The sequence below is a fragment of the Geobacillus vulcani PSS1 genome, assembly GCF_000733845.1.
GTDB lineage: Bacteria > Bacillota > Bacilli > Bacillales > Anoxybacillaceae > Geobacillus > Geobacillus vulcani.
In genome coordinates, this window is the sequence record NZ_JPOI01000001.1 from 1172242 (window position 1) to 1198343 (window position 26102).

21 protein-coding genes and 1 pseudogene are annotated in these 26102 nt (G+C 53.7%); 14 read left to right on the top strand and 8 right to left on the bottom strand.

Going from position 1 to position 26102, the window contains the following annotated elements; genetic code table 11:
• Positions 1–18: 18 nt before the first annotated feature.
• Positions 19–405 carry an SMU1112c/YaeR family gloxylase I-like metalloprotein gene (gene gloA2, locus N685_RS0106330; RefSeq protein WP_031406816.1) on the bottom strand — a complete coding sequence of 129 codons (387 nt, stop codon included), beginning with the start codon at positions 403–405 and terminating at the stop codon, positions 19–21.
• A 554-nt stretch (positions 406–959) separates the two neighbouring features.
• Here gloA2 and N685_RS0106335 point away from each other — a divergent pair.
• From N685_RS0106335 to N685_RS0106350, 4 genes are all read left to right on the top strand, one after another.
• Positions 960–2252 carry a dihydrolipoamide acetyltransferase family protein gene (locus N685_RS0106335; protein WP_031406818.1) on the top strand — a complete coding sequence of 431 codons (1293 nt, stop codon included), beginning with the start codon at positions 960–962 and terminating at the stop codon, positions 2250–2252.
• Between the two features lie 67 nt (positions 2253–2319).
• Complete coding sequence (pdhA, locus tag N685_RS0106340; protein ID WP_031406819.1) at positions 2320–3399, top strand: pyruvate dehydrogenase (acetyl-transferring) E1 component subunit alpha; 1080 nt, start codon at positions 2320–2322, stop codon at positions 3397–3399.
• Positions 3400–4377: an alpha-ketoacid dehydrogenase subunit beta gene (locus N685_RS0106345; RefSeq protein WP_031406821.1), complete on the top strand. Its 978-nt coding sequence runs from the start codon at positions 3400–3402 to the stop codon at positions 4375–4377.
• Between the two features lie 78 nt (positions 4378–4455).
• Positions 4456–5823, top strand: a complete 1368-nt coding sequence (locus N685_RS0106350; RefSeq protein WP_031406823.1) for an FAD-binding oxidoreductase — start codon at positions 4456–4458, stop codon at positions 5821–5823.
• 329 nt (positions 5824–6152) lie between these two features.
• Here the strand turns inward: N685_RS0106350 and N685_RS0106355 are convergent, their stop codons facing one another.
• Positions 6153–6920 (bottom strand): MurR/RpiR family transcriptional regulator, encoded by a 768-nt coding sequence (locus N685_RS0106355; protein WP_031406825.1) that lies wholly within the window; start codon positions 6918–6920, stop codon positions 6153–6155.
• 124 nt (positions 6921–7044) lie between these two features.
• On the opposite strand from N685_RS0106355, the gene N685_RS0106360 reads away from it, so the two are divergent.
• The 10 genes and pseudogenes from N685_RS0106360 to N685_RS0106405 all read left to right on the top strand — a co-directional run bounded on the left by N685_RS0106360 (position 7045) and on the right by N685_RS0106405 (position 19241).
• On the top strand, positions 7045–8388 hold the full coding sequence (locus tag N685_RS0106360) for a 6-phospho-beta-glucosidase (protein WP_031406826.1): 1344 nt from the start codon (positions 7045–7047) through the stop codon (positions 8386–8388).
• A 213-nt stretch (positions 8389–8601) separates the two neighbouring features.
• Entirely contained in the window at positions 8602–9492 is an 891-nt protein-coding gene (locus N685_RS0106365; RefSeq protein ID WP_031406828.1) for an Rpn family recombination-promoting nuclease/putative transposase, read from the top strand.
• Positions 9493–10119: 627 nt separating this feature from the next.
• Positions 10120–11133, top strand: coding sequence for a sugar-binding protein (locus N685_RS0106375; RefSeq protein ID WP_031406830.1), 1014 nt, complete (start codon positions 10120–10122; stop codon positions 11131–11133).
• 231 nt (positions 11134–11364) lie between these two features.
• Positions 11365–12834 (top strand): sensor histidine kinase, encoded by a 1470-nt coding sequence (locus N685_RS0106380; RefSeq protein ID WP_031406832.1) that lies wholly within the window; start codon positions 11365–11367, stop codon positions 12832–12834.
• Positions 12812–14353, top strand: a complete 1542-nt coding sequence (locus tag N685_RS0106385; protein WP_031406834.1) for a helix-turn-helix domain-containing protein — start codon at positions 12812–12814, stop codon at positions 14351–14353. The genes N685_RS0106380 and N685_RS0106385 overlap by 23 nt, the downstream gene beginning before the upstream one ends.
• 369 nt (positions 14354–14722) lie before the next feature.
• Entirely contained in the window at positions 14723–16018 is a 1296-nt protein-coding gene (locus N685_RS0106390; RefSeq protein WP_031406836.1) for an ABC transporter substrate-binding protein, read from the top strand.
• 61 nt (positions 16019–16079) lie between these two features.
• Complete coding sequence (locus tag N685_RS0106395; protein WP_031406838.1) at positions 16080–17051, top strand: carbohydrate ABC transporter permease; 972 nt, start codon at positions 16080–16082, stop codon at positions 17049–17051.
• The gene (locus tag N685_RS0106400) at positions 17051–17872 is read left to right on the top strand and encodes a carbohydrate ABC transporter permease (protein ID WP_031406840.1); all 822 of its coding nucleotides are present in this window, start codon (positions 17051–17053) and stop codon (positions 17870–17872) included. Before N685_RS0106395 ends, N685_RS0106400 begins: the two co-directional genes overlap by 1 nt.
• 92 nt (positions 17873–17964) lie before the next feature.
• Positions 17965–18203: pseudogene (locus tag N685_RS19510) on the top strand (DUF4351 domain-containing protein); the annotation flags it as partial.
• Positions 18204–18455: 252 nt separating this feature from the next.
• Positions 18456–19241 carry an alpha/beta hydrolase gene (locus tag N685_RS0106405; RefSeq protein ID WP_031406842.1) on the top strand — a complete coding sequence of 262 codons (786 nt, stop codon included), beginning with the start codon at positions 18456–18458 and terminating at the stop codon, positions 19239–19241.
• A gap of 128 nt (positions 19242–19369) precedes the next feature.
• On the opposite strand, the gene N685_RS0106410 is transcribed toward N685_RS0106405, so the two are convergent.
• From N685_RS0106410 to N685_RS0106435, 6 genes are all read right to left on the bottom strand, one after another.
• A complete protein-coding gene (locus tag N685_RS0106410) occupies positions 19370–20761 on the bottom strand; it encodes an LLM class flavin-dependent oxidoreductase (RefSeq protein ID WP_031406843.1) in 1392 nt (463 codons plus the stop codon).
• Positions 20762–20822: 61 nt separating this feature from the next.
• The gene (locus N685_RS0106415) at positions 20823–21653 is read right to left on the bottom strand and encodes a MetQ/NlpA family ABC transporter substrate-binding protein (RefSeq protein WP_014196860.1); all 831 of its coding nucleotides are present in this window, start codon (positions 21651–21653) and stop codon (positions 20823–20825) included.
• Between the two features lie 116 nt (positions 21654–21769).
• Positions 21770–22426 carry a methionine ABC transporter permease gene (locus N685_RS0106420; RefSeq protein ID WP_014196859.1) on the bottom strand — a complete coding sequence of 219 codons (657 nt, stop codon included), beginning with the start codon at positions 22424–22426 and terminating at the stop codon, positions 21770–21772.
• Complete coding sequence (locus tag N685_RS0106425) at positions 22416–23429, bottom strand: methionine ABC transporter ATP-binding protein (RefSeq protein WP_014196858.1); 1014 nt, start codon at positions 23427–23429, stop codon at positions 22416–22418. The genes N685_RS0106420 and N685_RS0106425 overlap by 11 nt, the downstream gene beginning before the upstream one ends.
• A gap of 13 nt (positions 23430–23442) precedes the next feature.
• Positions 23443–24696 (bottom strand): acyl-CoA dehydrogenase family protein, encoded by a 1254-nt coding sequence (locus tag N685_RS0106430; RefSeq protein WP_031406847.1) that lies wholly within the window; start codon positions 24694–24696, stop codon positions 23443–23445.
• 55 nt (positions 24697–24751) lie between these two features.
• Positions 24752–26065: an LLM class flavin-dependent oxidoreductase gene (locus tag N685_RS0106435; protein ID WP_031406849.1), complete on the bottom strand. Its 1314-nt coding sequence runs from the start codon at positions 26063–26065 to the stop codon at positions 24752–24754.
• Between the last annotated feature and the right edge of the window lie 37 nt (positions 26066–26102).

The window sequence follows — 26102 nt, forward strand, 5'->3', positions numbered from 1 at the left end:
GCAGGTGCGCTTTTCTCTCTAGTTTTCATACAGCTCAATCGGCAGCCCGTCCGGATCTTGGAAGAAGGTGAACCGTTTGCCGGTCGCTTCATCGATGCGAACTGGTTCGGGATTGATGCCATGGCGGCGCAAGTAGGCAATGGCTTCATCAATGTCATCGACGGCCAACGCGAGATGGCGTAAGCCGCACGCTTCCGGGTAGCTTGGGCGTTTGGGCGGGTTTGCAAATGAGAACAGCTCAAGTTGAATGCCGCCGTCCGCTTCTAAATCAAGTTTGTATGAGCGACGGGCGGCGCGATATTGCTCACGGAGGGGCCGAAAGCCAAGAATGTCGGTGTAAAACCGTTTGGACCGCTCATAGTCGGAGCAAATGACAGCGATATGATGAATGGTCGCAAGGCGCATGTTCACTCCTCCCTTGTGTATGACGTCTTTTCCCTTCGGTCAACGAAGCGGGAAGGTCAATAGTCAACAGCCATGTCCTCCAACAATAAGATTCTTCCATCGAGAAGCCGTGTCCCCTACCGCGTTGGATGACTAGCGAGGAGGGGATGGTTGGTTTTTCCTATTCCTCTAAAAAGGTTTCCGAATGCGACTGTTTTCTTTGGCAGCGGTCGATGGGGATCATCGTCGCTTTTTCAACGATGCGCTTTGACTTTGGCGCACAGGCAAGAAGTTGTTATGTTGCGATAATGACAACGTTCATCGAGAGTTGTCGAAGCTAGCGAAAAATGTCGGTCCTCCTTATATTGACAGGTCGACAATCTATATACTATCATAAACCTTGTAGGTTGAAAAATTTAGAATATTCATTTTCTATTTTCGTAGAAAAAGATTCTCACCACGAATTTTGTAAGCGCTTCACCGCTGCACTGCCTCATAATCGCAACATCATCGATGCTGCACCATTGTGTTTGTTTCCAATCGCAACACGAGAAGAAGAGGAAGGGGATATCGCTATGATCTATGAATTTAAGTTGCCTGATATTGGCGAAGGGCTGCATGAAGCCGAAATTATTCGCTGGCTCGTCCGTGAAGGGGATGTCGTCAACGCCGATCAGCCGATTGCGGAAATACAGACTGATAAGGCCATGGTCGAAATGACGACGCCGGTGGCGGGGAAAGTGGTGGCGCTTGCTGGGCCGGAAGGGGCGACGGTCAAGGTGGGAGAGCCGTTGATTGTCGTGGAAACCGAGGCGGCGGTCGCGGGGGAAGCGGCGCCGACTGAAGATTCGGTTCGGGAGCCTGTGCCTGCTGCTCATGGAGAAGCGTTGCGTCCAGCCCGCAAACGGGCGATTGCGGCGCCGTCGGTGCGCAAGCGGGCGCGGGAGTTGGGCGTTCCGATCGATGAGGTGGAAGGAACGGGCGAAGGCGGCCGGGTGACGCTCGCCGATGTGGAGCGGTATGTCAGGGAGCGGGAGGCGGCCGCGACGGTGGCGGCAAGGGACGAAGCGAAGAAAGATGCCCTGCCGACCGGCGGCGCGGCTGGAGGACGGCAGGCGAGTATAGCCACATGGACATCCATCGCGGGCTTGGATGCCTTGTTTGAGGAAGAAGAGCGCGTTCCACTCCGCGGTTTGCGCAAAAAAATTGCCGAAAAAATGGTGAAATCGGTGTATACGGCGCCGCATGCGACCGGGATGGACGAAATCGACGTGACGAAGCTCGTCGAGATTCGAAAAAGCCTTGCCAGCGAGCTGGCGAAGGAGCAGATCAAGCTGACGTATTTGCCGTTTATCATTAAGGCGGTGACAAGGGCGCTGAAGGAATATCCGATGTTTAACGCTTCGCTTGATGAAGAGACGAATGAAATCGTGTTGAAGAAACGGTATCACATCGGCATCGCGACGGCGACGAAGGCGGGACTGTTGGTGCCTGTCATCCGCGACGCCGATCAAAAATCGATTCGCGAGTTGGCCGTTGAAATCGCCGAACTTTCCGAGAAAGCGCACCGCCAGGCGCTTCGCCTTGAGGAGCTGCAAGGAAGCACGTTCACGATCACGAGCACCGGCGCGGGCGGGGGATGGTTTGCGACGCCGATCATCAATTACCCGGAAGTGGCGATTTTCGGGGCGCATGCCATCAAGCGGAAACCGGTCGTGATCGACGATGAGATTGTCATTCGCGACATGATGGGGATCTCGCTCACGTTTGATCACCGTGTCATTGACGGTGAGCCGGCCGGACGGTTTATGCGGACGGTGGCGCACTATTTGAGCCATCCGGAAGTGCTGCTGCTGGATGTTCGGTAGTCTCATTTGTTGAGCGGCATCAAGAGGCCGCGATGGTCATGGGGAAAACAATGGGGGAGGGGATTCGATGTTCGATCCAAATGAGCTGTCCATCGAGATGGTGCAAATTCTCGATGAACATGGGAATGGCGATGAACAGAAGCTGGCGGCGTTTTCCGATGGGTGGCTGCTTGATGCTTATCGGGCGATGCGGCGGGCGCGCGTCATCGATGAGCGGCTGTTGCGCATGCAGCGGCAAGGACGGATCGGAACGTATGCGCCGTTCAGCGGCCAAGAGGCGGCGCAAGTCGGCAGCGCTCTTGCGCTCCGAAACGACGACTGGATTTTCCCGAGCTACCGTGAAGTGGCGGTCTGTTTGTTGCAGGGCATGCCGCTTGAACAGTTTTTCCATTACGTGCAGGGCCGCCTGTCGGGAAAGCGGATGCCGGATGGGGTGAACATTTTTCCGACGCAAATCATCATTGCCGCTCAGACGCTGCATGCCGTCGGCTGCGCGTGGGCATCGAAATTGAAAGGCGAGCCGCACGTATCGGTGGCTTATTTCGGCGACGGAGCGACATCGGAAGGCGATTTTCATGAAGCGATGAACTTTGCCGCGGTATACAACGTGCCGGTCATCTTTTTCTGTCAAAACAACCAGTATGCGATTAGCGTTCCGTACGCCAAGCAGACGGCGAGCCGAACGATCGCGCAAAAGGCGCTTGCCTACGGGATGAAAGGAGTGCTGGTTGACGGCAACGACGTGTTGGCGGTGTATGAAACGATGAAACAGGCGGTCGATGCGGCGCGCCGCGGGGAAGGGCCGATGTTGATCGAGGCGCTCACGTATCGGCTTGGGCCGCATACAACGGCGGACGACCCGACGAAGTACCGGCGGCCGGAAGAAGTCGAAGCGTGGCGGCGGAAAGATCCGCTCCACCGCTTGCGTGTGCTGCTGGAGCGGCGCGGGTTGTGGACGGAGGCGCAGGAAGAAGCATTCGTTGCGGAAGTGAACGCGGAAGTGACAGCGGCGTATGAGGCCGCCATTGCCAGCCCATCCGGTTCCATTGCCGATGTATTCGATCATGTGTACAGCGAGGCGCCGAAATTGCTCGCCGAACAAAAAGCGGAAGTGATGCGGCGCAAGCAGGCAAAAGGGGTGAAATAAATGGCTGAATTGACGATGATCGAAGCGATCAATGAAGCGATGCGCCAAGAGATGGAGCGCAACTCGCGCGTCATCGTGCTTGGCGAGGATGTCGGCGAAAACGGGGGCGTCTTCCGGGCGACGGATGGGTTGCTTGAGCAGTTTGGTCCTGACCGTGTGTTTGATACGCCGCTGGCTGAATCCGGCATCATCGGCACGTCGATCGGGTTGGCGGTCAATGGCATGCGGCCGATTGCCGAAATCCAATTTCTTGGGTTTGTGTATCAAGCGATGGACCAGCTCGCTGCGCAGGCGGCGCGCATTCGCTTCCGCTCCGGCGGGCGGTTTTCGTGCCCGATCGTCGTGCGCAGCCCATACGGCGGCGGGGTGCGGACGCCGGAGCTGCACTCCGATGCGCTGGAGGCACTGTTTACCCATTCTCCGGGCTTGAAAGTCGTGATGCCATCCAATCCGTACGATGCGAAAGGATTGCTCATTTCCGCCATTCGCGACGATGATCCGGTGCTGTTTTTGGAGCCGATGAAGCTGTATCGGGCGTTTCGGATGGAGGTGCCGGAAGAACCGTACACGATTCCGCTCGGCCAAGCGCGGGTTGTGAAAGAAGGAGAAGATTTGACGATCATTACGTGGGGGGCAACCGTGCCGCTTGTCGCCAAACTGGCCGATGAGATGCGGACGAAAGGGATTGACGCGGAAGTGATCGATCTGCGCTGCCTTCAGCCGCTCGATATCGATGCCATCCTCGCCTCGGTCGAAAAAACGGGGCGGGTGATGATCGTCCATGAAGCGGTGAAAACGAGCGGATTCGGCGCCGAAGTGGCGGCCTTGATCAGCGAGCGGGCGCTATTCGCCCTCTCGGCCCCCATCGTGCGCGTCGCCGGGTATGACACGCCATACCCGGTGCCGTCGGTGGAAGATGATTGGCTGCCGAATCCAGCCCGTATCGCGGAAGGAATCGAAACGTTGCTGCGCTACTGACGGATGGGCTGCCCAGCGCCCGGTGATGGAAGGGGGCTGGTGCGGCCGGGCCATTCGATAGACAAAAGGGGGAGAGCGATGGGTGTATATGAATCGCTGCTGGAACTGATCGGCGACCGAGAGCGGGTGAGCCAAAACGAAACGGTGCTTGAGCACCATAGTAAAGGCATCGCCTACCATGCGCCGCGCCAACCGGATGTCGTCGTGTTTCCAAAAACGGCGGAGGAAGTGAGTCGGGTGTTGGCGTTTGCCAACGAGCACCGCATCCCTGTGACGCCGTTTGGCGCCGGCACGAGTTTGGAAGGGCATGTCATTCCGGTTGAAGGCGGCATCAGCCTCGATATGACGCAAATGAATCACATTGTTGACATCCGACCCGACGATTTCCTCGCCATCGTTGAGCCGGGGGTGACGCGGCTGCAACTCAACCAGGCGCTCAAGCCATACGGGCTGTTTTTCCCTGTCGATCCAGGGGCGGACGCGACGATCGGCGGCATGGCGGCAACGAATGCCAGTGGCACGAACAGCGTCAAATACGGCGTCATGCGCGATCACGTGCTCGGCCTTGACGTGGTGCTTGCCGACGGGTCGGTCATCCAAACGGGCAGCTTGGCGGTCAAATCGTCCGCCGGCTATCATCTTACCGGCTTGTTCGTCGGATCGGAAGGGACGCTAGGGATTTTTACCCGTCTCATCGTCCGCCTGCACGGCATTCCGGAGGCGACAACGGCCATCAAAGCGTGCTTTCCGACGCTTGAGGCCGCGGCGCAGGCGGCGTTTGCCGTGTTGAAAGCGGGCGTTGAGCCCGGAAAAATTGAGCTCGTGGACGAGGCGACGATCGCCGCGGTCAACGCATACAAAAAGACGGATTATCCGGTAAAGCCGACGCTGTTTATCGAATTGAGCGGCAGCCGCGCGAGCGTGGACGATGGGACGGAACTCGTCAAAGAATTGTGCGAGTCCGAAGGCGCGGTTTCCTTTGTGGTCGAGACCGACTCGCTCGCCCGCGCCAAGCTGTGGGAAGCGCGCCACCATGCGGCGTTCGCCATTCAAGCCGCCTATCCAGGCAAGGCGATGCTCTCGACCGATGTGTGCGTGCCGTTGTCCGAGCTGCCGGGGGCGATCGCCGATACGCGTCGGCTTGTCAACGAGCAGAACATGACCGCCGCCATTTTCGGCCATGTCGGCGATGGCAACTACCATACCGTGCTTGCTTTTGACCCGAACGATGCCGAGGAGATGGCGCGAATCGAGCAAGTGCATGCTCATATCGTCCGCTACGCCCTATCGCGCGGCGGCACGTGCACGGGCGAGCACGGCATCGGCATCGGCAAACGGACGTTTTTGCGCGAGGAAAAGGGCGATGCCGTAGGATGGATGAAGCGGCTGAAACAATTGTTTGACCCAAACGGCATTCTTAATCCGGGGAAAATTTTTTTGCCATAGCGGACGCTCTGCATCCCTGCCTGTTGGCGGGGATTTTTCTTTTGATCGGCGGGCGGTGCAAAGGAGAAATCCGCTAAGTGTGCCTCAAACAACACAACAGTGTCAAGGCTGAGTTGAAAAAACAAACGCATTGTCCGCTAAACCTTGTATGCACAGCCCATTTTCGTCCTTGTAACATAGTGTTACAACATAGAAACAGTTGTTTTTCGTTTTCCTTTTGTTACAACAGGGCGCCATGCCCTTTACTTTTGCCCTCAGGCGCGGTTTAGTAATAGTAGATGGAGCCAAACAACAAGGCGATGGCGTTGCCGCAATCAGCAGAGTTGGGCTCAAACGGTTGGGTTGCTGTCCTTTCCGATCGTTTCCGTCTCTCTCCCTAGCAGTCGATACATTTCTTTCGCTAACCGTTCGAGCAAGTAGATGACCGGGAGCTGGGTTGTGACATCCGTCTGTCCGATCCGCTCCGGTGTGGTGTAGTATGTCAAGTTGTAGTCCGAGATGTTCGCGAGTGTGCAATGTTTCCGGTTGGTGATGCTGATGATCGTGCTGCCGTTTTCCTTGAACCGGTGCACTTGGGCGAGCGTATATGACGTCTCTCCAGACACCGACAAGGCGATCACGGCGCAGTTGTGGAAATAATGGCCGTAAATCGGAAAAAACGGGTCCTTGATGTAGACGGAAAACTTTTGAAAGGCGGAAAAGTAGCGCGAGCCGTATTCAGCCAAAATGCCGGAGCTGCCCGATCCGACGAAAATGACGTGATCCGCCCGGGCGATCGCGGCTGCTGCATCCAGAATGGTCCGCTCGTAATCGGCGGTCAGCGTCCGTTCGAAAAATTCCTTAAGCGCCTCTTGACTGCTGATGATCGCGGTTCGCTTTGTCTCGCGCAAATACAGCTTCCATTTCGTTTTAAATTCACTGAACCCTTCGCATCCGACCTTTTTGCAAAAGCGGAGCACGGTCGGCGGCGAGACATGGACGGCTTCGGCAAGTTCGCGGATGCGCATGTACGCGACTTCATGCGGATGTTTCATCACATAGTCGTAAATGGCGTAGTCGAGCTCGGAGAACTGGGCGATTTGTTCAGGAGTGAACATTGGGACACCTCGCTTTCATGGGACGGAACGTGCGATAGCTGGGAAAGGATGGCGCTTTCAAGCCCATTGGTTGATTCCTACATTGATTATACCATGCCCAACAGGGCGAAAGGGGAAGAGGAATATGGATAAACGATTGAAAATTGCGACGATTGGCGGCGGGTCGAGCTACACGCCGGAATTGGTCGAAGGGTTGATCAAGCGTTATCATGAATTGCCAGTCGGGGAATTGTGGCTTGTCGATATTCCGGAAGGCAAAGAAAAACTCGAAATCGTCGGCGCACTGGCCAAACGGATGGTCGAAAAAGCCGGCGTGCCGATCGAGATTCATTTGACGCTCGACCGTCGCCGGGCTTTGGAAGGTGCAGACTTTGTTACGACGCAGTTTCGCGTCGGCGGCCTAGAGGCGCGGGCGAAAGACGAGCGCATCCCGCTCAAATACGGGGTGATCGGCCAGGAGACAAACGGGCCGGGCGGATTGTTTAAGGGATTGCGGACGATTCCGGTCATTTTGGACATCATTCGCGATATGGAAGAGCTTTGCCCCGATGCGTGGCTGATCAACTTCACAAACCCGGCTGGGATGGTGACGGAAGCCGTCTTGCGCTACACGAAGCAGGAAAAAGTCGTCGGCTTGTGCAACGTGCCGATCGGCATGCGCATGGGCGTTGCCAAGCTGCTTGGCGTTGATGCCGACCGCGTGCACATCGATTTCGCCGGACTGAACCATATGGTGTTTGGCTTGCATGTTTATCTCGACGGCGTCGAGGTGACCGACAAGGTGATTGATCTCGTCGCCCATCCAGACCGCTCCGGTGTGACGATGAAAAACATCGTTGACCTTGGCTGGGAGCCGGACTTTTTGAAAGGGTTAAACGTATTGCCGTGCCCGTACCACCGCTACTACTTCCAAACGGACAAAATGTTGGCTGAAGAGCTCGAGGCGGCGAAAACGAAAGGGACGCGCGCCGAGGTTGTGCAGCAGCTTGAAAAAGAGCTGTTCGAGCTGTACAAAGATCCGAACTTGGCCATCAAGCCGCCGCAGCTCGAGAAACGGGGCGGGGCGTACTACAGCGACGCCGCTTGCAGCTTGATCAGCTCCATTTACAACGATAAGCGCGACATTCAGCCGGTCAACACGAGAAACAACGGCGCCATTGCGAGCATTCCGCCAGAATCGGCCGTTGAGGTCAACTGTGTCATCACGAAAGACGGACCCAAGCCGATCGCTGTCGGCGACTTGCCGGTCGCCGTGCGCGGCCTCGTCCAGCAAATCAAGTCGTTCGAGCGCGTCGCTGCTGAAGCGGCCGTGACCGGTGACTACCAAACCGCGCTCGTCGCCATGACGATCAACCCGCTTGTCCCGTCTGACACCATCGCCAAACAAATGTTGGACGAAATGCTTGAAGCGCATAAAGAATACTTGCCGCAGTTTTTCAAACAGACCAAAGCAGCGGCCGGGAGCTAAACGGCCGCTTGGAAAACGATGGACAAAGCCGCCCGCCGTTGGCGGCTTTGTCATTTCATCGTGAAAAGCCACACAATACAAGGGCTTTTTCCCATTCATATTCCCCTTATTTTAGACCAAAATCAATGCTTTTCACCAGCCTTTTCGGCAGGATTTTGCCCAAGGCGCGGTGAAGAAAATAAAAGAAGTTCAAATATCACAAGGAGGGAGACTGTGTCCGAAACGCGAATCGACCATGACCGGCTGTTCAAGGAGCTGTTGTCGACGTTTTTTGAAGAGTTTTTGCTTCTGTTTTTCCCGCACGTGTATGAACAAGTCGACTTCCGCCACGTCACCTTTTTGTCGGAAGAGGTGTTTACGGATGTGGCAGTCGGCGAAAAGCACCGTGTGGATCTATTGGTGGAAACGAAGTTGAAGGGGGAAGACGGGCTGATCATCGTCCATATTGAGCACCAAAGCTATACGCAGCCGGCGTTTCCCGAGCGCATGTTCCTTTATCTCAGCCGTTTGTTTCAAAAATACCGCCGCCGCATTCTGCCCATTGCCATCTTCAGCTATGACGCCATCCGCGATGAACCGTCCTCGTTCACCATCCAGTTTCCGTTCCTAACCGTTGTTGATTTCCGTTTTCTGACCGTTGAACTGCGCAAGTTGCCATGGCGCGAGTACATTCGCCGCGACAACCCGGTCGCTGCCGCTCTGTTAAGCAAAATGGGGTATAATGAAAGTGAAAGAGTGGCAGTGAAAAAAGAATTTTTGCGCATGCTCGTCCGCTTGGAGCTTGACGAAGCGAAACAGCGGCTGTTGTTTGGCTTTTTTGAGACGTACTTGCGGTTGTCCGAACAAGAGGAACTCGAATTGCGAAACGAGGTGAACGAAATGGAAACGAAGGAAGCGAAAAAAGTGATGGATCTCATCGTGTCGTACGAGCAACGGGGGATGGAAAAGGGGATTGAAAAAGGAATGGAAAAAGGGATGGAAAAAGGAATCGAAAAAGGCAGGATGGACGTTGCGAAACGGATGCTAGAGAAAGGATATGACGTGCCAACGATTTGTGAGTTGACCGGACTGCCAGTGGAAGTGGTGGAAAAGTTGAAAGAGTAAAAATCGGAGGGGACGCCGTTCCAATGCAGCCAATCTGTTTCGGAACGGCGTTTTTTTTCGCTCTGCACTTGATGATGGCCATGGCCATCGCCGCATGGCGAACGGGGACGGCCGGACTGACCTCTATTTGGATTTCATATAGATGCAATTTGAAGATTGACCATTTGCCGCTTTTATCGACTGTCAGGCGACCGAACAACGCCGCTGCCAGATCCATAGAAAGGTCTGTGAAGCAGGTGGTTGTTCGGTCTTCCGTCACGCGGGCAAGCCTATGATTGACTTTCGACAGTTGAAAATGGACTAACCGCTTTTCCTTCAAGGATCCCGACCTTCTTCGTTGCATCGATACCGCTTTTGCTTGTCATCGAGAAGCAGAGGAGAGCGATGTAGGGCCGCGGCAGGCGGGAAAAAGAGAGAGACACGGCATCCATTTTCGTTTGTCTAGGAGGCTGGTGATTTCATCGTGTATATAGCTTTACAATGTCATTTCTCAATTAGAAAAACCTTGTTGTATCGGTCTTGTTTTTTCACTCATTCTCCCATTGATGAAGGGAATCAGCGGTTTTTCACGGGCCTTCTAGGCTAGCGCCCCGACGTTCGTGTACAATGGCGGTAGGAGGGATCAAGATGCGCCATTGGTGGAAACGGCTGTTTTACGGAGGCGGCATCGCCGCGCTGCTTGCAAGCGCTTCCTTCACCGCCTATTGCGCTTGGAACGTGTATGCGTATCCGAAATCAGAGAAGGAACGGGTTCCGGAAACAACGAAAGAGGCCTATCATTTCGTGCTTGTGCCGGAGGAACTCGATAATGATTACTGGCGGCTCGTGGAAAAAGGAGCGAAAGCGGCGGCGAAAGAACTGGGGGTTGACCTCGAGTATATCGGCCCGCGGCAGGCGAATATTGATGAGCATTTGCGCATTTTGAAAAAAGCCGCGGCAGCGAAAGTCGATGGGATCATCACCCAAGGGTTGACGGAAGCGGAATTTGTCCCAGTGATTAACGAAATCACGGACAAAAATATTCCTGTGGTGACGATCGATACGGATGCCCCGACGAGCCGACGTGTCGCCTATGTGGGAACGGATAATTATTATGCCGGTTTTCTTGCGGGACGAGCGTTAGCTGAGGATACGAAGGGTAAGGCGACGGTCGCGATTATTACCGGCAGCTTGACGGCGGCGCACCAACAGCTGCGAGTGCGCGGATTTGAGGATGCGGTGAGACAGGAAAAAGGCATCCGCATCGTTGCCATCGAAGAGTCGCACATTACGCGTGTGCAAGCCGCGGAAAAGGCGTATACGATTTTGAAGAAGCACCCGGATGTGAATGCGTTTTACGGCACGAGCGCGCTCGATGCGATTGGCGTTGCCAAGGTGGTCGAGCAGTTTCATCGGGAGCAAAAGACGTATATTATCGGTTTTGATACGCTTCCTGAGACGATCCGCTATTTGCAAAAAGGAACGATTGCGGCGACCGTGGTGCAGGAGCCGTATGAAATGGGATACAAGGCTGTCAAACTGATGGCCGAGATCGTCGCCGGGAAAGACGTGCCGGCGGTGACGAATACGGAGACGAAAGTCATTCGGAAAAAAGACTTGCCGCTGCGCCCGGCGCGCAATTATGAGGTCAACACGCCATGAAGGTGCCTGCCAGGCCTCCGTCGGGAGGGGGGCTGAAAGCGGAGAAAGGTTGGCGAACGCCGCCAAAGCATGAGAGATGGCCGTCCTTGACGTTCGACCACGTTCGGATGGAAGTTTCCAGCGTCCCAGTCTCAGAAAGTAGGGTGATCTACTTGACGTTCGCCACGTTCGGCTGGAAGCGGCAGGACGATGCAGGCGACAAAGCGCCGGTGACAGCGGGGTGGAATTCAGATGAACATTCGGACGAAGATGCTGCTTTGCTTTACCGTTTTTTTGCTTTTGCTGAACGGAGCGGTGTTTCTTTTGTATCAGACGAGCGAAGAGATGATGAGCGATTATGATCAACGGATGCGTCGATTGTTGTTGCTCAATGAGGTGTCGCAGCGGGCAAACCGAATGATGGAACAGCTCAATGCGTACGTCTCGGAAAAAGAAGGACGGTATGCACGTGCTTATGAGCGGGAGTTCCGCTGGCTGCAGCAACGCCGCCGGCAGCTCGGCGCCATCTTGCCGGTGCTGTCCGACCGGCTGGCGGCGGAAAACTATGAACATATGATTGAAAGTTTGCTGGAGGAGGCGGCGCTGACGGTCTATCATTTTCAAGCTGGAAATATTGGCTTGTACTCGTCTCACTTGCATGAAACGATGAACATTGCGTCCTTTTTGCAAGAGGAAACGTTAAACTTGATTGACGATGAGCTGACGGCCTACCAACGGCGGTACGATGAAGTGGAGCGGCGCAACCGCTATTTCCGCTATATGGGAATGGGATTGTTTGTCACGACGTTGTTGCTTGGCGCCTTGCTGGCGGTGTTCTTTTCCGGCCACTTAACGAAGCCGATCATTCTTCTCTCGCGCGCTGCCCGATCCATCGCTGACGGGCGGCTGGACGGGCCGGATATTGAGCCGATGACCAACGATGAGCTGCGGCTGTTGACGATCACGTTTAATGACATGCGCCGCAATTTAAAGCAGCTGATAGCGGAGATGAAACAAAAGGCGGAGCTCGACCGGCTGGTGAAGGAGCTGGAACTCAAAAGCTTGCAAAGCCAAATCAATCCGCATTTTTTATTCAATACGCTGAACACAGTGGCGAAAATGGCGTACTTGGAGGACGCCCAGCAAACGTCGCGGCTGATTGAAGCGGTGGCGGCCATTTTGCGCTACAACTTGGGCGATTTGCAGCGGACGGTGACGCTTGCCGATGAGGTGCGCATCGCCCGGGAATATTTCTTCATCCAGCAGACGCGTTTTTTTGATCGGATCAAGTTTTCGTTAGAGGCGGAACCATCTTGCCTCGATCAACCGATTCCGCCGCTCACGTTGCAGCCGCTGATTGAAAATGCGTTCATCCATGGCATTGAGACGTACGAGCAGGGAGCCGAGCTGTCCGTGTCCGTTTTCGCCGAAAACGGGCGGGTCGTTGTGGAAGTGCGCGACAATGGCGTTGGCATGGATGAGCAGGTGAAAGCGGAGCTTGATGCGTTGATCCGCGGCGAAGAACCGCCGGCGCGCCGTGAGCAAGGGCGCGGCCATTCGACCGGCATCGGCTTGCGCAATGTCATTCGCCGGCTGCAGCTGTTTTACGGAGTGATGGATGTGGCCGAAATCGAATCTGCACCAAGAAAAGGAACGACGGTGCGGTTATGGCTGCCAAGATGGCAAGGGGGGATGAACGGTGAAAGTAGCGATCGTCGATGACGAGGCGTTGGAGCGAAGAGCGCTGTGCAAAATGATCAACGACCACCTTCCGGACGTCGAGGTGGTCGCCGAGGGCGCCAACGGGCGCGAGGCCATTGACATTGCCAAGCAATATTGTCCAGATGTGATGCTCATCGACATCAAAATGCCCGGTCTTGATGGACTGCAAGCGATCGAGGTCATTCGCCGGGAAGGTCTCGATATTGAGTTCATCATTGTGTCGGCGTTTGATTTGTTTGACTATGCCAAACAAGCGATGCGCTTTGGCGTCAAGGAGTATGTATTGAAACCGAGCCGGAAGGAAGAGATTCTTTCCGCGTTGGAACGGGTCAGCCAAGAAATCGCCGTCAAGCGGCAGCACGAGGAACGAAACCGCCAATTGCACGAGCAAATTCGCCGGCTTCAGACATTTGTGGAAAATGAATGGCTGTCCGTCCTCATGACGGAAGACGTCTCAGCGGAAGAATGGGAGCGGTGGAAGGAGCTGCTGCCGTTTTCGCTGGCTGTCGGCATGTTTATCGTCCTTCAGTTTCCCGATCCAGCGAAAAGTGACGAATGGAAATCATGGGCGAGCGAACAGCTCCAGGAACAGGCGCCAGCGCGTTATTTGATCGGACGGATGGCAAGCGGGCGTCTGCCGGTCTTGTTTTTCCAAAGTCCGGACGATGCGGAGTTGGCGTGGAAGTCGGCCGTTCAAGCCTTTGCCCTTGATTTGACGAGGCGGTTTTCCTCCCGGTACGGCGCCGCGCTCTATATCGGACTCGGCTCCCCGGTTTCTCGTTTGGATCAACTTCGTTCGTCATACTATGAGGCGCTGTCGGCCGCCCGCTATTACGCGGAACAGCAAAAAGCGCAAGTCGGGTTTCCGCCCGCCGAGGCGATGCGTGTTGGCCGGGCGGCGGAACGGGATCAGCAGCTGTTTGAGGCATTGCGTCTTGGCGACATCGAGCAGGCGCGGTTCGTGTGTCGGACCTATATCGATGAACTGACTTCCTCCTGCCCACTGCCGTCCGCCGCGCGCAAGGCGGAGGAGACGTTCATATGGATGGGGCGCCTGTTGGCGGAACTCGGGATTCGCTATGGGCGGATCGTTTCGTTTGCTTCTTGCCGATCGGCGGCACAATTGAAGCGAGCGGCGCTTGATGAACTGGACCGCATCGCCGCTGATCTCGAGGTTTGGCGCCAGCAGCATGCCCACGGCAAACTGGGGAAGGCGAAAGAGTACATTGACCGCCATTATGCCGAGCCGCTCACGCTCGAAGAAGTGGCGGAACAAGCCGGGATGAGCCCGTACTACTTCAGCAAACTGTTCAAAGAGCAGTTTGGCATCACGTTTATCGATTACGTGACGAACGTGCGCATCGAACGGGCGAAAGAAGCGCTCGCTCGCACGGACCTCAGCCTAAAAGAAATTTGTTTTTCGATCGGCTACAACGACCCGAACTATTTCAGCCGCGTCTTTAAAAAGCAGACCGGCTTATCGCCGAGCGAATACCGGAAAAAAGTACAGGCGCGCTGACAAAGGGAGTGCGGTCTTCACAACAAGGAAGGCAGCGACACGGGCAAGTCCCGCAAACGAAGCGGGCTGCCCCACCATTTTTTCGATGTCTGAACTATGAACCAGCTGGCAGCCCACAACCGAATGACTGCCCCGCCCTTCTTCCGGCGTCCGAACCGAAGCCCGCCCCCTGATGGGGAGCCGGGCTTTTTTCGCGCTATTAGGGCAAAACGCCCACCCGAGAGCTTTCGTTTGCTCGACAGAAGAACGGAAAACAAAAAAGTGAAGAAAAACGCAAAAAAGTGAAGAAACGACGCCGTGGTCAGGCGAGCCGCGCATGATACAATCTTCACTGAAAGGGTTTTCAAAAAAGAATAAAGGGGGAGGAACATGAGAAAGAAAGCATCCGCATGGCTGGCGTTGGCGCTTGGCGTCGGAGTGGCGCTGTCCGGCTGCAGCTCGAACTCTTCTTCGTCCGATGACGCCAAACAAGGCAGCCAAAAAGCGGGAGAGAAACTCGAGATTTTCAGCTGGTGGACCGGAGCCGGTGAGGAAGACGGTCTAAAAGCGCTGATCAAACTGTTCCAAGAAAAATATCCGGATATTCAAGTCGAAAACGCCGCGGTGGCCGGCGGGGCGGGAACGAACGCCAAAGCGGTTCTAGCGAGCCGCATGCAAGGAAACGATCCGCCATCGACGTTCCAAGTGCACGGCGGGGCAGAACTCAATGAAGGCTGGGTGGCCGCCGGCAAAATGGAGCCGCTCAACGATTTATATGAAAAAGAAGGCTGGATGGACAAATTCCCGAAAGCGTTGATTGACATGGTGAGCAAAGATGGCAACATTTACTCGGTGCCGGTCAACATTCACCGCGGCAACGTGCTGTGGTACAACAAGAAAATCTTTGCCGACAACGGGCTTCAGCCGCCCAAAACGTTCGACGAGTTTTTCCAAGTGGCGGACAAGCTGAAAGCGAAGGGCATTACGCCGCTCGCCTTGGGCGACAAAGAGCCGTGGGCAGCGACGCACCTGTTTGAAAATGTGCTGCTTGGCACGCTCGGAACGGAAAACTACAAGAAACTTTGGACGGGAGAATTGTCGTTTAACGATCCGCAAGTGAAACAAGCCGTTGAGACGTTTAAGAAAATGCTTGGCTATATTAACGAAGACCATAGTTCGCGCAACTGGCAAGACGCCGCCCAGCTCGTCGCTGAAGGAAAGGCGGCCATGTACGTGATGGGCGACTGGGTGAAGGGCTACTTTGTCAATGATTTGAAATTGAAAGTGAATCAAGACTTCGGTTATGTGCCGGTGCCGAATACGGAAGGCAAGTTTATGGTTATCACCGATACGTTCGGCCTGCCGAAAGGCGTGAAAAATCCGGACGATGTGAAGAAGTTTTTAGCGGTGCTTGGTTCGGTCGAAGGGCAAGATGCGTTTAATCCGCTGAAAGGCTCCATCCCGGCCCGCATTGACGCCGATCCGTCCAAGTACGATGAATACGGCAAGCAAACGATGCAAGACTTCAAGACAGCGGAGCTGGCGCCGAGCTTAGCGCACGGTTCGGCAGCACCGGAAGGGTTTGTCACGAAGGTGAATCAGGCCGTCAACATTTTCGTGACGCAAAAAGATGTGAAGACGTTCATCGACACGTTGGCATCGGCCGCCGCAGAACTGAAGAAGTAATCGGGAAAAGGGGACGGGAGCCATTCTCTTCCCCTTTTCGTCATCATGAGGAGGGATCGTAGTGGAAACGGTCAACATCACGCCAGCCGAGAAGACAGCATATGTCCCCTCGGTGCGGAAAAAGCGGAAATGGACGGCCGATCATTGGCTGGCAGCGGCGTTTTTGGCGCCGTCGGTCGTATTGATTTTCTTATTTGTGTACGGGTTTATCGGCTGGACGGGGTATGTGTCGTTAAGCAACTGGAACTCCCTTGTGCCGGATTGGTCGTTTGCCGGGTTGAAAAACTATTTGTATTTGTTTCATGATTTCCGCTTTCAAGCCGACTTGCGCAATACGCTTGTGTTTACGGTGCTGTTTATCGCCGCCGTCATTGTGCTCGGCCAACTCCTTGCCATTCTGCTTGACCAAAAGCTGCGCGGCGAGTCGTTGTTTCGCAACATTTTCTTTTTCCCGATGGCCTTGTCCTTTGTCGTCACCGGGGTCGTATGGCAATGGCTGTTCAATCCGTCAACGGGCGTCAACTTGTTTTTAAAACCACTTGGCTTGGATGGAAAATGGTATACGGATACAAACATCTTGTTCGGATTTCATTGGGGCAAGATTGAATTTGGCATCCCGGTCGCCATCATTGCGGTGGTCGTGGCGGCTGTTTGGCAAATGACTGGCTTTGCCGTCGCGATGTATCTCGCCGGCCTGCGCGCCATTCCGGATGAGGTGCGGGAAGCGGCGCGGATGGACGGGGCGACCGAGTTTCAATTGTATTGGAAAATCATCTTGCCGCTCCTCCGACCGATCACGGTCAGCGTCATCATCATTATGGCTCATATTTCGCTCAAAATTTTCGATTTGATTTACGCCATGACCGGGCCGGGGGCGAACTTTGTCACCGATGTGCCGGGCGTGTACATGTTTGAAACGACGTTCCGCGGCAACTATTATGCGAACGGAGCGGCGATCGCCATGGTGATGCTGCTATCGGTGGCCATCTTTATTGTTCCGTACCTCATTTCGAGCCGCAAGGGGGGATCGTGATGGCGAGATCCGTATGGGCCCGGTCGTTTTTGTATGCGCTGGCCGTTGCCATGAGCGTGTTTTTCCTCATGCCGGTGTATGTCATGGTCACCACGAGCTTGAAGCCGCTTCATGAAGTGACATTGGCCGATATGTGGAAGCTCCCGTCGACCATCGATTGGAGCAGCTACGCCACAGCGTTTGACAAACTCGCCCCAAACTTTTGGAATTCGCTGCTGCTCGTCGTGCCGGCGACGTTGTTGTCCGCGCTGCTGGGGGCGCTCAACGGCTACGTGCTTTCGAAATGGAAATTTAAAGGAGCGGATACGCTTTTTACGCTTATTTTGTTCGGAATGTTCATTCCGTATCAAAGCATTCTCATTCCGCTGATCCAATTTTTGCGCGAAATCGGGCTGTATAACACGATTCCGGGACTTGTGTTCGTTCATGTCGTCTACGGCATTCCGATCACCACGCTGATGTTTCGGAATTTCTACGCGGCGATCCCCGATGAAATGATTGAGTCGGCGAAAATCGACGGCGCTGGGTTTGTCCGCATTTTTCGTTATATTATGCTCCCCTTGTCCATCACTGGATTTGTCGTTGTGGCGATCTGGCAGTTTACAAACATTTGGAACGAGTTTTTGTTCGCCGTGACGATCACGACATCGGACAAACAGCCGATCATGGTCGCCTTGCAAAACTTATCTGGCAGCCAAATCGTGCAATGGAACGTGCAAATGGCGGGAGCCCTGTTGGCGGCGCTGCCGACCTTGCTTGTGTACATCTTCCTTGGCAAATATTTTGTCCGTGGGTTGTTGGCTGGTTCGGTGAAGGGGTGAACGGGCGAAAAACGGAAAACGTCTCCGTCAAGCCGCCATCATGGCGGCTTTTCTATTTTGTCTTGTAGAATAGTTGAGCCTTGAGGGAGGCGATCGCTTCGCAGCGCTACACGCAGCCGGCGTTTCCCGAGCGCATGTTCCTTTATGTCAGCCGGCCATCTTCAGCTATGACGCCATCCGCGATGAACCGTCCTCGTTCACCATCCAGTTTTCGTTCCTAACCGTTGTTGATTTCCGCTTTCTGACCGTTGAACTGCGCAAGTTGCCATGGCGTGAGTACATTCGCCGCGACAACCCGGTCGCGGCCGCTCTGGTAAGCAAAATGGGGTATAAATGAAAGTGAAAGAGTGGCCGCGGTGTCTTTGTTCCGGCCCTTGCGCGTATTGTATTGGGAATGCTTGGTATTGCAGTCGGGGGTGTGATCTTTTCTCTTCCATGCATCCTGCTTGCCAGCTGATTGATGGGTTAGGGCAGCGATGGGGAACGTTGACGGTCATGCAAAAGCGTGATAAGATAACATAAAAACATACTATTCATATTTATTTACTATGAATTAAAGGATGGGTGAAAGGGGAGAGAGCAGTTGATTCGATTCCAGTATATTGAGAGCGGAGGGGAACGTTTGGCGGTTTCGATTCATGATCCAGCTGTGTCGGTTGATCGTGATGATGTGCCTGTTGTTGTCATTTGTCATGGGTTTATCGGTACGAGGATTGGTGTGGATCGGTTGTTTGTCCAAGCAGCGGAACGATTTGCTTCGGCCGGAGTCGGAGTCGTCCGTTTTGATTATGCTGGTTGTGGGGAGAGCAGTGGAGAATATGGAAAAAACCGATTTGATGATTTCATTCGACAAACGAGAGATGTCATTCGTACAGTGGAACAATTTCCGTCGTTTCAGCGTCGGCCGCTTGTGCTTCTCGGCCATAGTTTGGGAGGGGCGGTGGCGACGGTCACAGCTGCATTGGATCGGCGAGTCGAACGATTGGTGCTTTGGGCGCCTGTTGCGTATCCACATGCAGATATTGTCCGCATTGCCACAGATGGGTATGGCCGCTCGGATGGTGAAACGATTGAGTACCGCGGATATCGATTGTCCCCTTCCTTTTTCACTTCGCTCGTTGATATCGACCCGTTGCAGGCGGCGAAACAGTTTCCGGGTGATGTCCTCCTTGTCCATGGAATAGCCGATCAAGAAATTCCTGTCACGTATGCAGATGTCTATGGGGAAGCATTCGGGCAACGAGCTGATTCACGATTTGCCAAACATGTCATCTCTAAAGCGGATCACACGTTTTCTTCCGTCTCCGCGCGAGAACAGTTGCTGCAGATCACGACGTCTTGGCTTTTCCAACGTGCGGTGGTCGTCTAGCAAGGGAAGGTGCCCACGAAGGAGCGGGCACCTTATCATTTCGAATGTCTGTGGTGTCGTTATTCTGATGTTCTCGTTGAAGCGGCGGACTTGTTCGGTGATCGCGAAAGAAGACGGCTGTCCTAGGGCTAGCCGTCTGTTCGTGAGCCGATCGGGCGGAACGCGGCAGCGGGATGATCATGCGACAGGCGCGGGCCGTTCCCGAATAGCTTCTCCCGCATGGTTCCAGGGGTGTAGGCGGTTTTGTATAGACCGCGTCGTTGCAGGATGGGAACGACATATTCAATGAAATCGTCCAAATCTTTGGGCGTGATCAGATGGGTTAAATTGAATCCATCCACCCCCGAGCGCCGAGCTCGCTCTTCGATGGCGTCGGCGACCTGTATCGGGTTGCCGATTATGACGGATTCCCGTGTGAGCGTTCCGGCTTTTTGAAGCGCCTCACCGATCGTTAGCGGTTTTGTGGCGTCTTTTGTTAATGAAGCAGCTTTGTAGTGTCCATGATCCGTGGCGCGGAACAAGAACGGTTCATCGGCTGGCTTTGCTTCATATTCAGCCAAGTCATAGCCGCTCGCCCCGCTGAATTGGGCTTTGGCGGCGTCCATGCTCCATAGGCGGCGCAATTGTTCATATTTTGCTTCCGCTTGCTCCGTCGTTTTGGCGACAATGACCGTCAAAAAGGTGAAAAATTTCAGTTGTTGCGGATCTCTTCCGTATCGCTCGGCTCGTTGGCGAATGTCTTGAATGTAGAATGACAGCCGTTCGGGGGACGGAGCGCCGACGAAAACACACTCCGCATGTTTGGCCGCGAACGCCCTCCCGCGTTCGGATGAACCAGCTTGGTACAACACTGGCGTGCGTTGCGGGGAAGGCTCGCATAAATGCGGACCTTCGACAGAGAAAAAGGCGCCGTGATGGTTGATCGGATGAATTTTGGCAGGATCAATCAACACGCCTGTCTCTCGATCTTCGAGGAAGGCACCTTCTTCCCAGCTTCCCTCCCACAACTTATAAGTCACTTCCAAACACTCATCCGCGATCTCATATCTCTGATCATGGGCGATCATCCTCTCCAATCCAAAGTTTTTGGCCGCATTGGGCAAATAAGAGGTGACAATATTCCACGCGATGCGGCCGTTTGTCAGATGGTCAAGCGTGGAAAATCGTCTTGCGATATGGAACGGGTGCTCATAAGTGGTGCTTGCCGTTAACACGAATGAAAGATGGGTCGTGACGCTCGCCATGACTGGAATGATTAAGGAAGCGTCGTTTAGTGGAAACTGCATCCCGTCGCGAATCGATGGATCTTTGCTTTGTCGATACGTGTCGTACACCCCGAGCACATCAGCAAAGAAAACAGCGTCAAACAGCCCGGCTTCGAGGCGCTTAGCCATTTCGATCCAGTAATGGAGCTCTTTGTAGCGGCGGTGGCGCTCGCTGTCGGGATGCTTCCATAAACCGTGGGCATTATGCATCGCGCTTGCCATCTCAAAGGCATTGAATAATAGGGGTTGATCCATGAATTTGCCCTCCTTTCAAGACTGGCGGCTCTCATGATGACGAGCCGCCGGCTGTTATGGGTCATTGTTTTTGGAACCAATCGGGCCATACGTATCCTTTGTACTTCGGATCTTCTTTGATCAATTTAGCGAATTCTTTCGATTTATAAGCGGCGATCAAATCTTTGACAAAAGGTTTGTCTTTGTCCTCCGGACGGATGGTGACGACAATCAAATAGTAATCAGGCGTTTTTTCTAAGGCGACGGCTTCGGTTAATTTTAACCCAGACGATAAGGCGAAGTTGCCGTTGATCAAGGCGTAGTCCACATCGCCCAACGCCCGCGGCAGTTGAGCGGGATCCAATGGTTTGAGAATGATGTTTTTGTGAAATTTGGCAATATCTTTTTCCGATGCTTTTGTCGGTTCGACATCTTTCTTTAGTTCTAAGAGGCCGAGCTGCTGCAGCATCGTCAGCGCCCGCGCTTGATTGACCGGTTCGTTCGGCAAGGCGATTGTCGTTCCGTCCCGAATGTCATCGAGGGACGTATGTTTTTTTGAATATAAACCGATTGGAACAGTCGGAATCGAGATCAGCGGATGCAATTTCATTTGATGTGTTTTGGCGAAGTTTTCAAGATACATTTGGTTTTGAAACACGTTGGCGTCAATTTCTTTCTGATCTAGTGCGATATTGGGCTGCACGTAATCATTGAATTCAATTAATTTCACTTTGTATCCTTTCTTTTCTAGATAAGGCTGAATGGCTTCGCGGATTTGATCGCTGTATGGACCGGCGGTGGCGCCGATCGTGATCGTTTTCTTTTCCTCTTGTGCCGAGGAAGAGGATGATGAGCAGCCTGTTGCTCCGAAGATCAATACAATAAGGGCGAATAGAAAAGAAAAACGCTTCATGAACGATTCCTCCTCATAAAAAGGTTGGTCAATGCCGCAAAAAAGGCAGCCCATTATCGGTTGAAAGCGAGGCTAGTGTTGCTTGACGGGACAGGCGCTTCGCTCATGCGAAACGTTTATCGCTTATCGATCCAGCGGGCGATCGAGTCGCCGACAAACTGGACGACCTGCACTAAGCAGAGAAGAATGATAATCGTTGTGATCATCACCGTGTTGTCGTATCGATAATAACCAAAACGAATGGCTAGATCCCCCACACCGCCACCTCCGACAATGCCGGCCATCGCTGAGTAGCCGATCAAGCTGATCGCCGTAATGGTGAGTCCATGGATGATGCCGGGAAGAGCATCGGACAGCAGAACATCTTTGATAATCATCCACGGAGTGGCTCCTACGGCGGTAGCAGCTTCAATCACGCCTTTATCGACTTCCCGCAAAGCGGTTTCCACAATGCGGGCGAAAAATGGCGTGGCGGCCACGGACAGCGAGACGGCCGCTGCTGTTGGACCAATGGTGGTGCCAACGAGCAGTTTTGTCAACGGCAGCAAGGCGACTAGCAAAATGATAAATGGGATCGAACGGACGATGTTGATTAGAAAACCGAGAATGGTTTGCAGTGGTTTGTTTTCCCAAAACAAACCGCGATCTGTCACAAATAAGAGCACACCAAGCGGAAGCCCGGCGATGACGGCGGCTAACAGAGAAATGCCCACCATGTACAACGTATCCCAGAACGCTTTTAATAGTTCTGGAGCCAGCGCTTCAAGCGGCACGATCGATCACCTCGACTCCTTTTGTCCGTTCGGCCATGTAGCGAATGGCGCGCTCGACTTCCTCTTCATCTCCGCTCAATTCTAACAGTAGCACCCCAAGCGGTGTGTCGTTGATGTACTCAATTTTTCCGTGCAAAATGTTCCCGCGCACACGGAATGTTTGCAGCGTGTCGGATAGGATGGCTTGTTCAGCGGCAGGCCCTTGGAACAAAATTCGCACTAACGTTCCGGTTCGCGCTTGAAGCAGACGTTCTGGAACATCTAGGCGCAGCACATGCTCAACGAACGAGCGGGTCAACGGCTGCTGCGGTTGGGTAAACAGATCGTATACGTGGCCGATTTCGACAATGCGGCCGTTTTGCATCACAGCGACACGGTCGCAAATTTCTTTAATGACTTCCATTTCATGCGTAATGACGACAATGGTAATGCCGAGTTCGCGATTAATTTGCTTGAGCAACTGCAAAATAGAAGACGTTGTCGCTGGATCGAGGGCGGATGTCGCCTCGTCGCACAACAGGACGGTCGGATTGTTGGCTAAGGCGCGGGCGATGCCGACGCGCTGTTTTTGCCCTCCGCTTAATTGAGACGGATAAGCGTCACGTTTATCCAAAAGTCCAACCATTTCTAGCAGCTCGTGGACGCGAGTTTCGATTTCGGTTTTTGTCTTGCCTGCCGCCCGCAAGGCAAAGGCGATGTTTTCAAACACCGTTTTGGAACGAATTAAGCAAAATTGTTGAAAAATCATACCGATCTTCAATCGCGCTTCGCGCAATGCGGCTCCAGACAAGGCGGTGATGTCGGTGTCATCGACGATGATGCGGCCGGATGTCGGTCGTTCTAATAAATTGATGCACCGGAGCAAGGTGCTTTTCCCAGCGCCGCTATGTCCAATGATGCCAAAGATTTCTCCGCTTTGGATGGAAAGGGAAACATGATCGACGCCGACCACTTCTTTCCGATGGACGTTGTAGATTTTCGTCAACTGTTCAATGTCAATCATGTCGTTCCTCCTTTCAAATGGTTGGAGAAGGATGTGGATTTGTGTTTGCTTTTTTGTCGGTTGTCGTTCCATTGGAAATGGCTTGGGACGCAAACAATTCCAAGACAGCGTCTTCCATCGGCGGATTATGCAATCCCGCCCGAACGTCGCGGTAATATTGTTGCAACGGGTTGGAAAGCTGCAAGCTTTTGGCGCCGACGATGCGCATGGCCAAATCGACGACTCGGTTGGCGCTGTTTAAGGCGATATATTTGGCTGCTGCCAATTCCCGATCCATGGATGGGCGTTTTTCTGGAAGCGTATCCCATCGTTCGGCCACAAAATAAAGAAAATGTCGAGCTTGAAACAATTCCATGTCCATTTCCGCGATTTTTTGCCGAACGTGCGATAGATGGATGATCGGTTCGGATACGCTGTTCGGTTGATAGTGTAAGGCAAACGAAATGGCGTAATTTCTCGCCGCGATGGCCGTCCCTAAATAGCAGGCTGGAATATGCAAAAGCCACGCTCGGCTTCCCCCTCCTTTGACGAATTCCAATTGATCGAGTTCGACTAAAGCATCTGCAGGCAGTTCGACATGGTCGAAAATGACGTCATCGCTTCTTGTCCCGCGCATGGCGATCATGTTCCATGTTTGTTCAATGCGAATGCCGTCGAGTCGATGATCGACGAGGAAAAATCCGACTTTTCCCGTATCGGCGATCGTTGCGGTCACCAATGAGTAGTCCAAGGCTTCTGCCATCGAAGCAAATGATTTTCTTCCGGTGAGAATCCATTTTCCATCGCGTTTCACTGCCGTCGTGACCGGCTTTCCTCCGCGCGTCGGGCTTCCCGTTGCTTCTTCGGTGGCGAGCCGGTTGATGACCGCTTTTCGTTCGACAATTTCGCGGCAAAGCCATTCAAAGGTGCGCCGATTCCATGTGTTGCGTTCGCGAATGTCGTAGACAAGTCCCAAATGCCAACCGGCGCACAACCCGGTGGAAGCATCCCCTTGGCTAAGCCGTTCTTGAATGAGAATCAATTCATATAAGGACAACTCTTGCCCGCCGAATTGTTTGGGCACGGTCAACGACAAATAGTTCGTTTCTTTCAAACGGTTGAAATGCTCAAACGGAAACATCGCTTCTTCATCGATTTGCCGCATGTTCTGGCGAAATTGTTCTGCAAGCAGGGCAGCCTGGTGCAACAGTTGTTCGTGACGTTCCGTTTTCACAAACAGTCGTGATAAATCATTGGCTAATTGTGGGATGACATCGGGAAACGACAATGGAATCTCTCCTTTTCGATCGATGTTCGACGATTTGTCTTGATTTTCCTATTCCTCACACGCGGATCGACTTTGGCACCGGCAATCCTAAGTGGTCTCTCAATGTTGTTCCTTCATAGTCGCGACGGAATAACCCGCGTTTTTGCAAAATCGGGATCACATGCTCGACGAATGGCTGCAGTCCGTTCGGATAGTACGGGAACATGAGATTAAACCCGTCAGCTGCCCCTTGGAGAAACCAGTATTCGAGTTGGTCCGCGACTTGTTCGGGAGTGCCAATGATCGTAAAGTGCCCTCGCGCCCCGGCGATTCGTTGGTACAATTGGCGAATCGTCAATCGTTCGCGGCGCGCTAGATCAATGATGAGTTGACGCCGGCTTTGGTTTCCATTTGTTTCTGGAATGTCGTCGGGAAGCGGATCATCCAGTGAATAACCCGAAAAGTCGATGCCGCCTAAGTAGTCGGATAAAAACGCCAGCCCGACCTCTGGCACGATCAGCTCCTGCAATTGTTCATATTGCTCCCTTGCTTCCTGTTCGGTTCGGCCAATGTAAGGTGCTACGCCAGGCATGATCAACATATGGTCAGGGTTGCGTCCGGCGCGTGCGGCTTCCTGTTTCACAGTTTGGTAAAACCGCTGGGCGTCAGTCAACGTCGATTGGGCGGTAAACACCACTTCTGCAACATGGGCGGCGAAACGGATGCCGTCTTGTGATGAGCCGGCTTGAATCAAGACGGGTTTTCCTTGCGGCGGACGCGAAGAGTTCAGCGGTCCGCGCACAGAAAAATGTGTTCCATGATGGTTCAATGGCCGCCACTTTTCTGCATGAAAGTAGATTCCGGATGATTGATCGCGAATCAGTGCCTCTTCGTCCCAACTTTCCCACAGACCGTTGACGACATCGACAAATTCACGCGCACGCTCGTAGCGCAGCCGATGTTCCAAATGAGCCGTTTGGCTGAAGTTGTACGCTTCTTCCTCATAGTAAGACGTTACGATGTTCCAAGCTGCTCGCCCGCGGCTAATATGATCGAGCGAGGAAAATTTTCGCGCGATGTGAAATGGTTCATTGTATGTGGTTGAAGCAGTGCCAGCCAACCCGATGCGATGGGTCACAGCTGCTAAAGCGGCGAGCAGTGTGAACGGCTCGAGCCGGACGATCTCGGCAGGGTGAGACAACGGCTCAATAGCGAGCCCGTCGCTGACAAACAGCATGTCCAGCTTCCCTTGTTCCGCTATTTCAGCAATGCGGCGAAAAAATGTGAAATCTTCGCACCATTCCGGCCGCACATCGGGGTGTCGCCATGCGGCGATATGATGGCCGACGCCCATGAGAAACAGCCCGAATTTCATTTGCCGCACACTCATGCCATTGACTCTCCTTTCGTAGATGACGGTGTCCAGA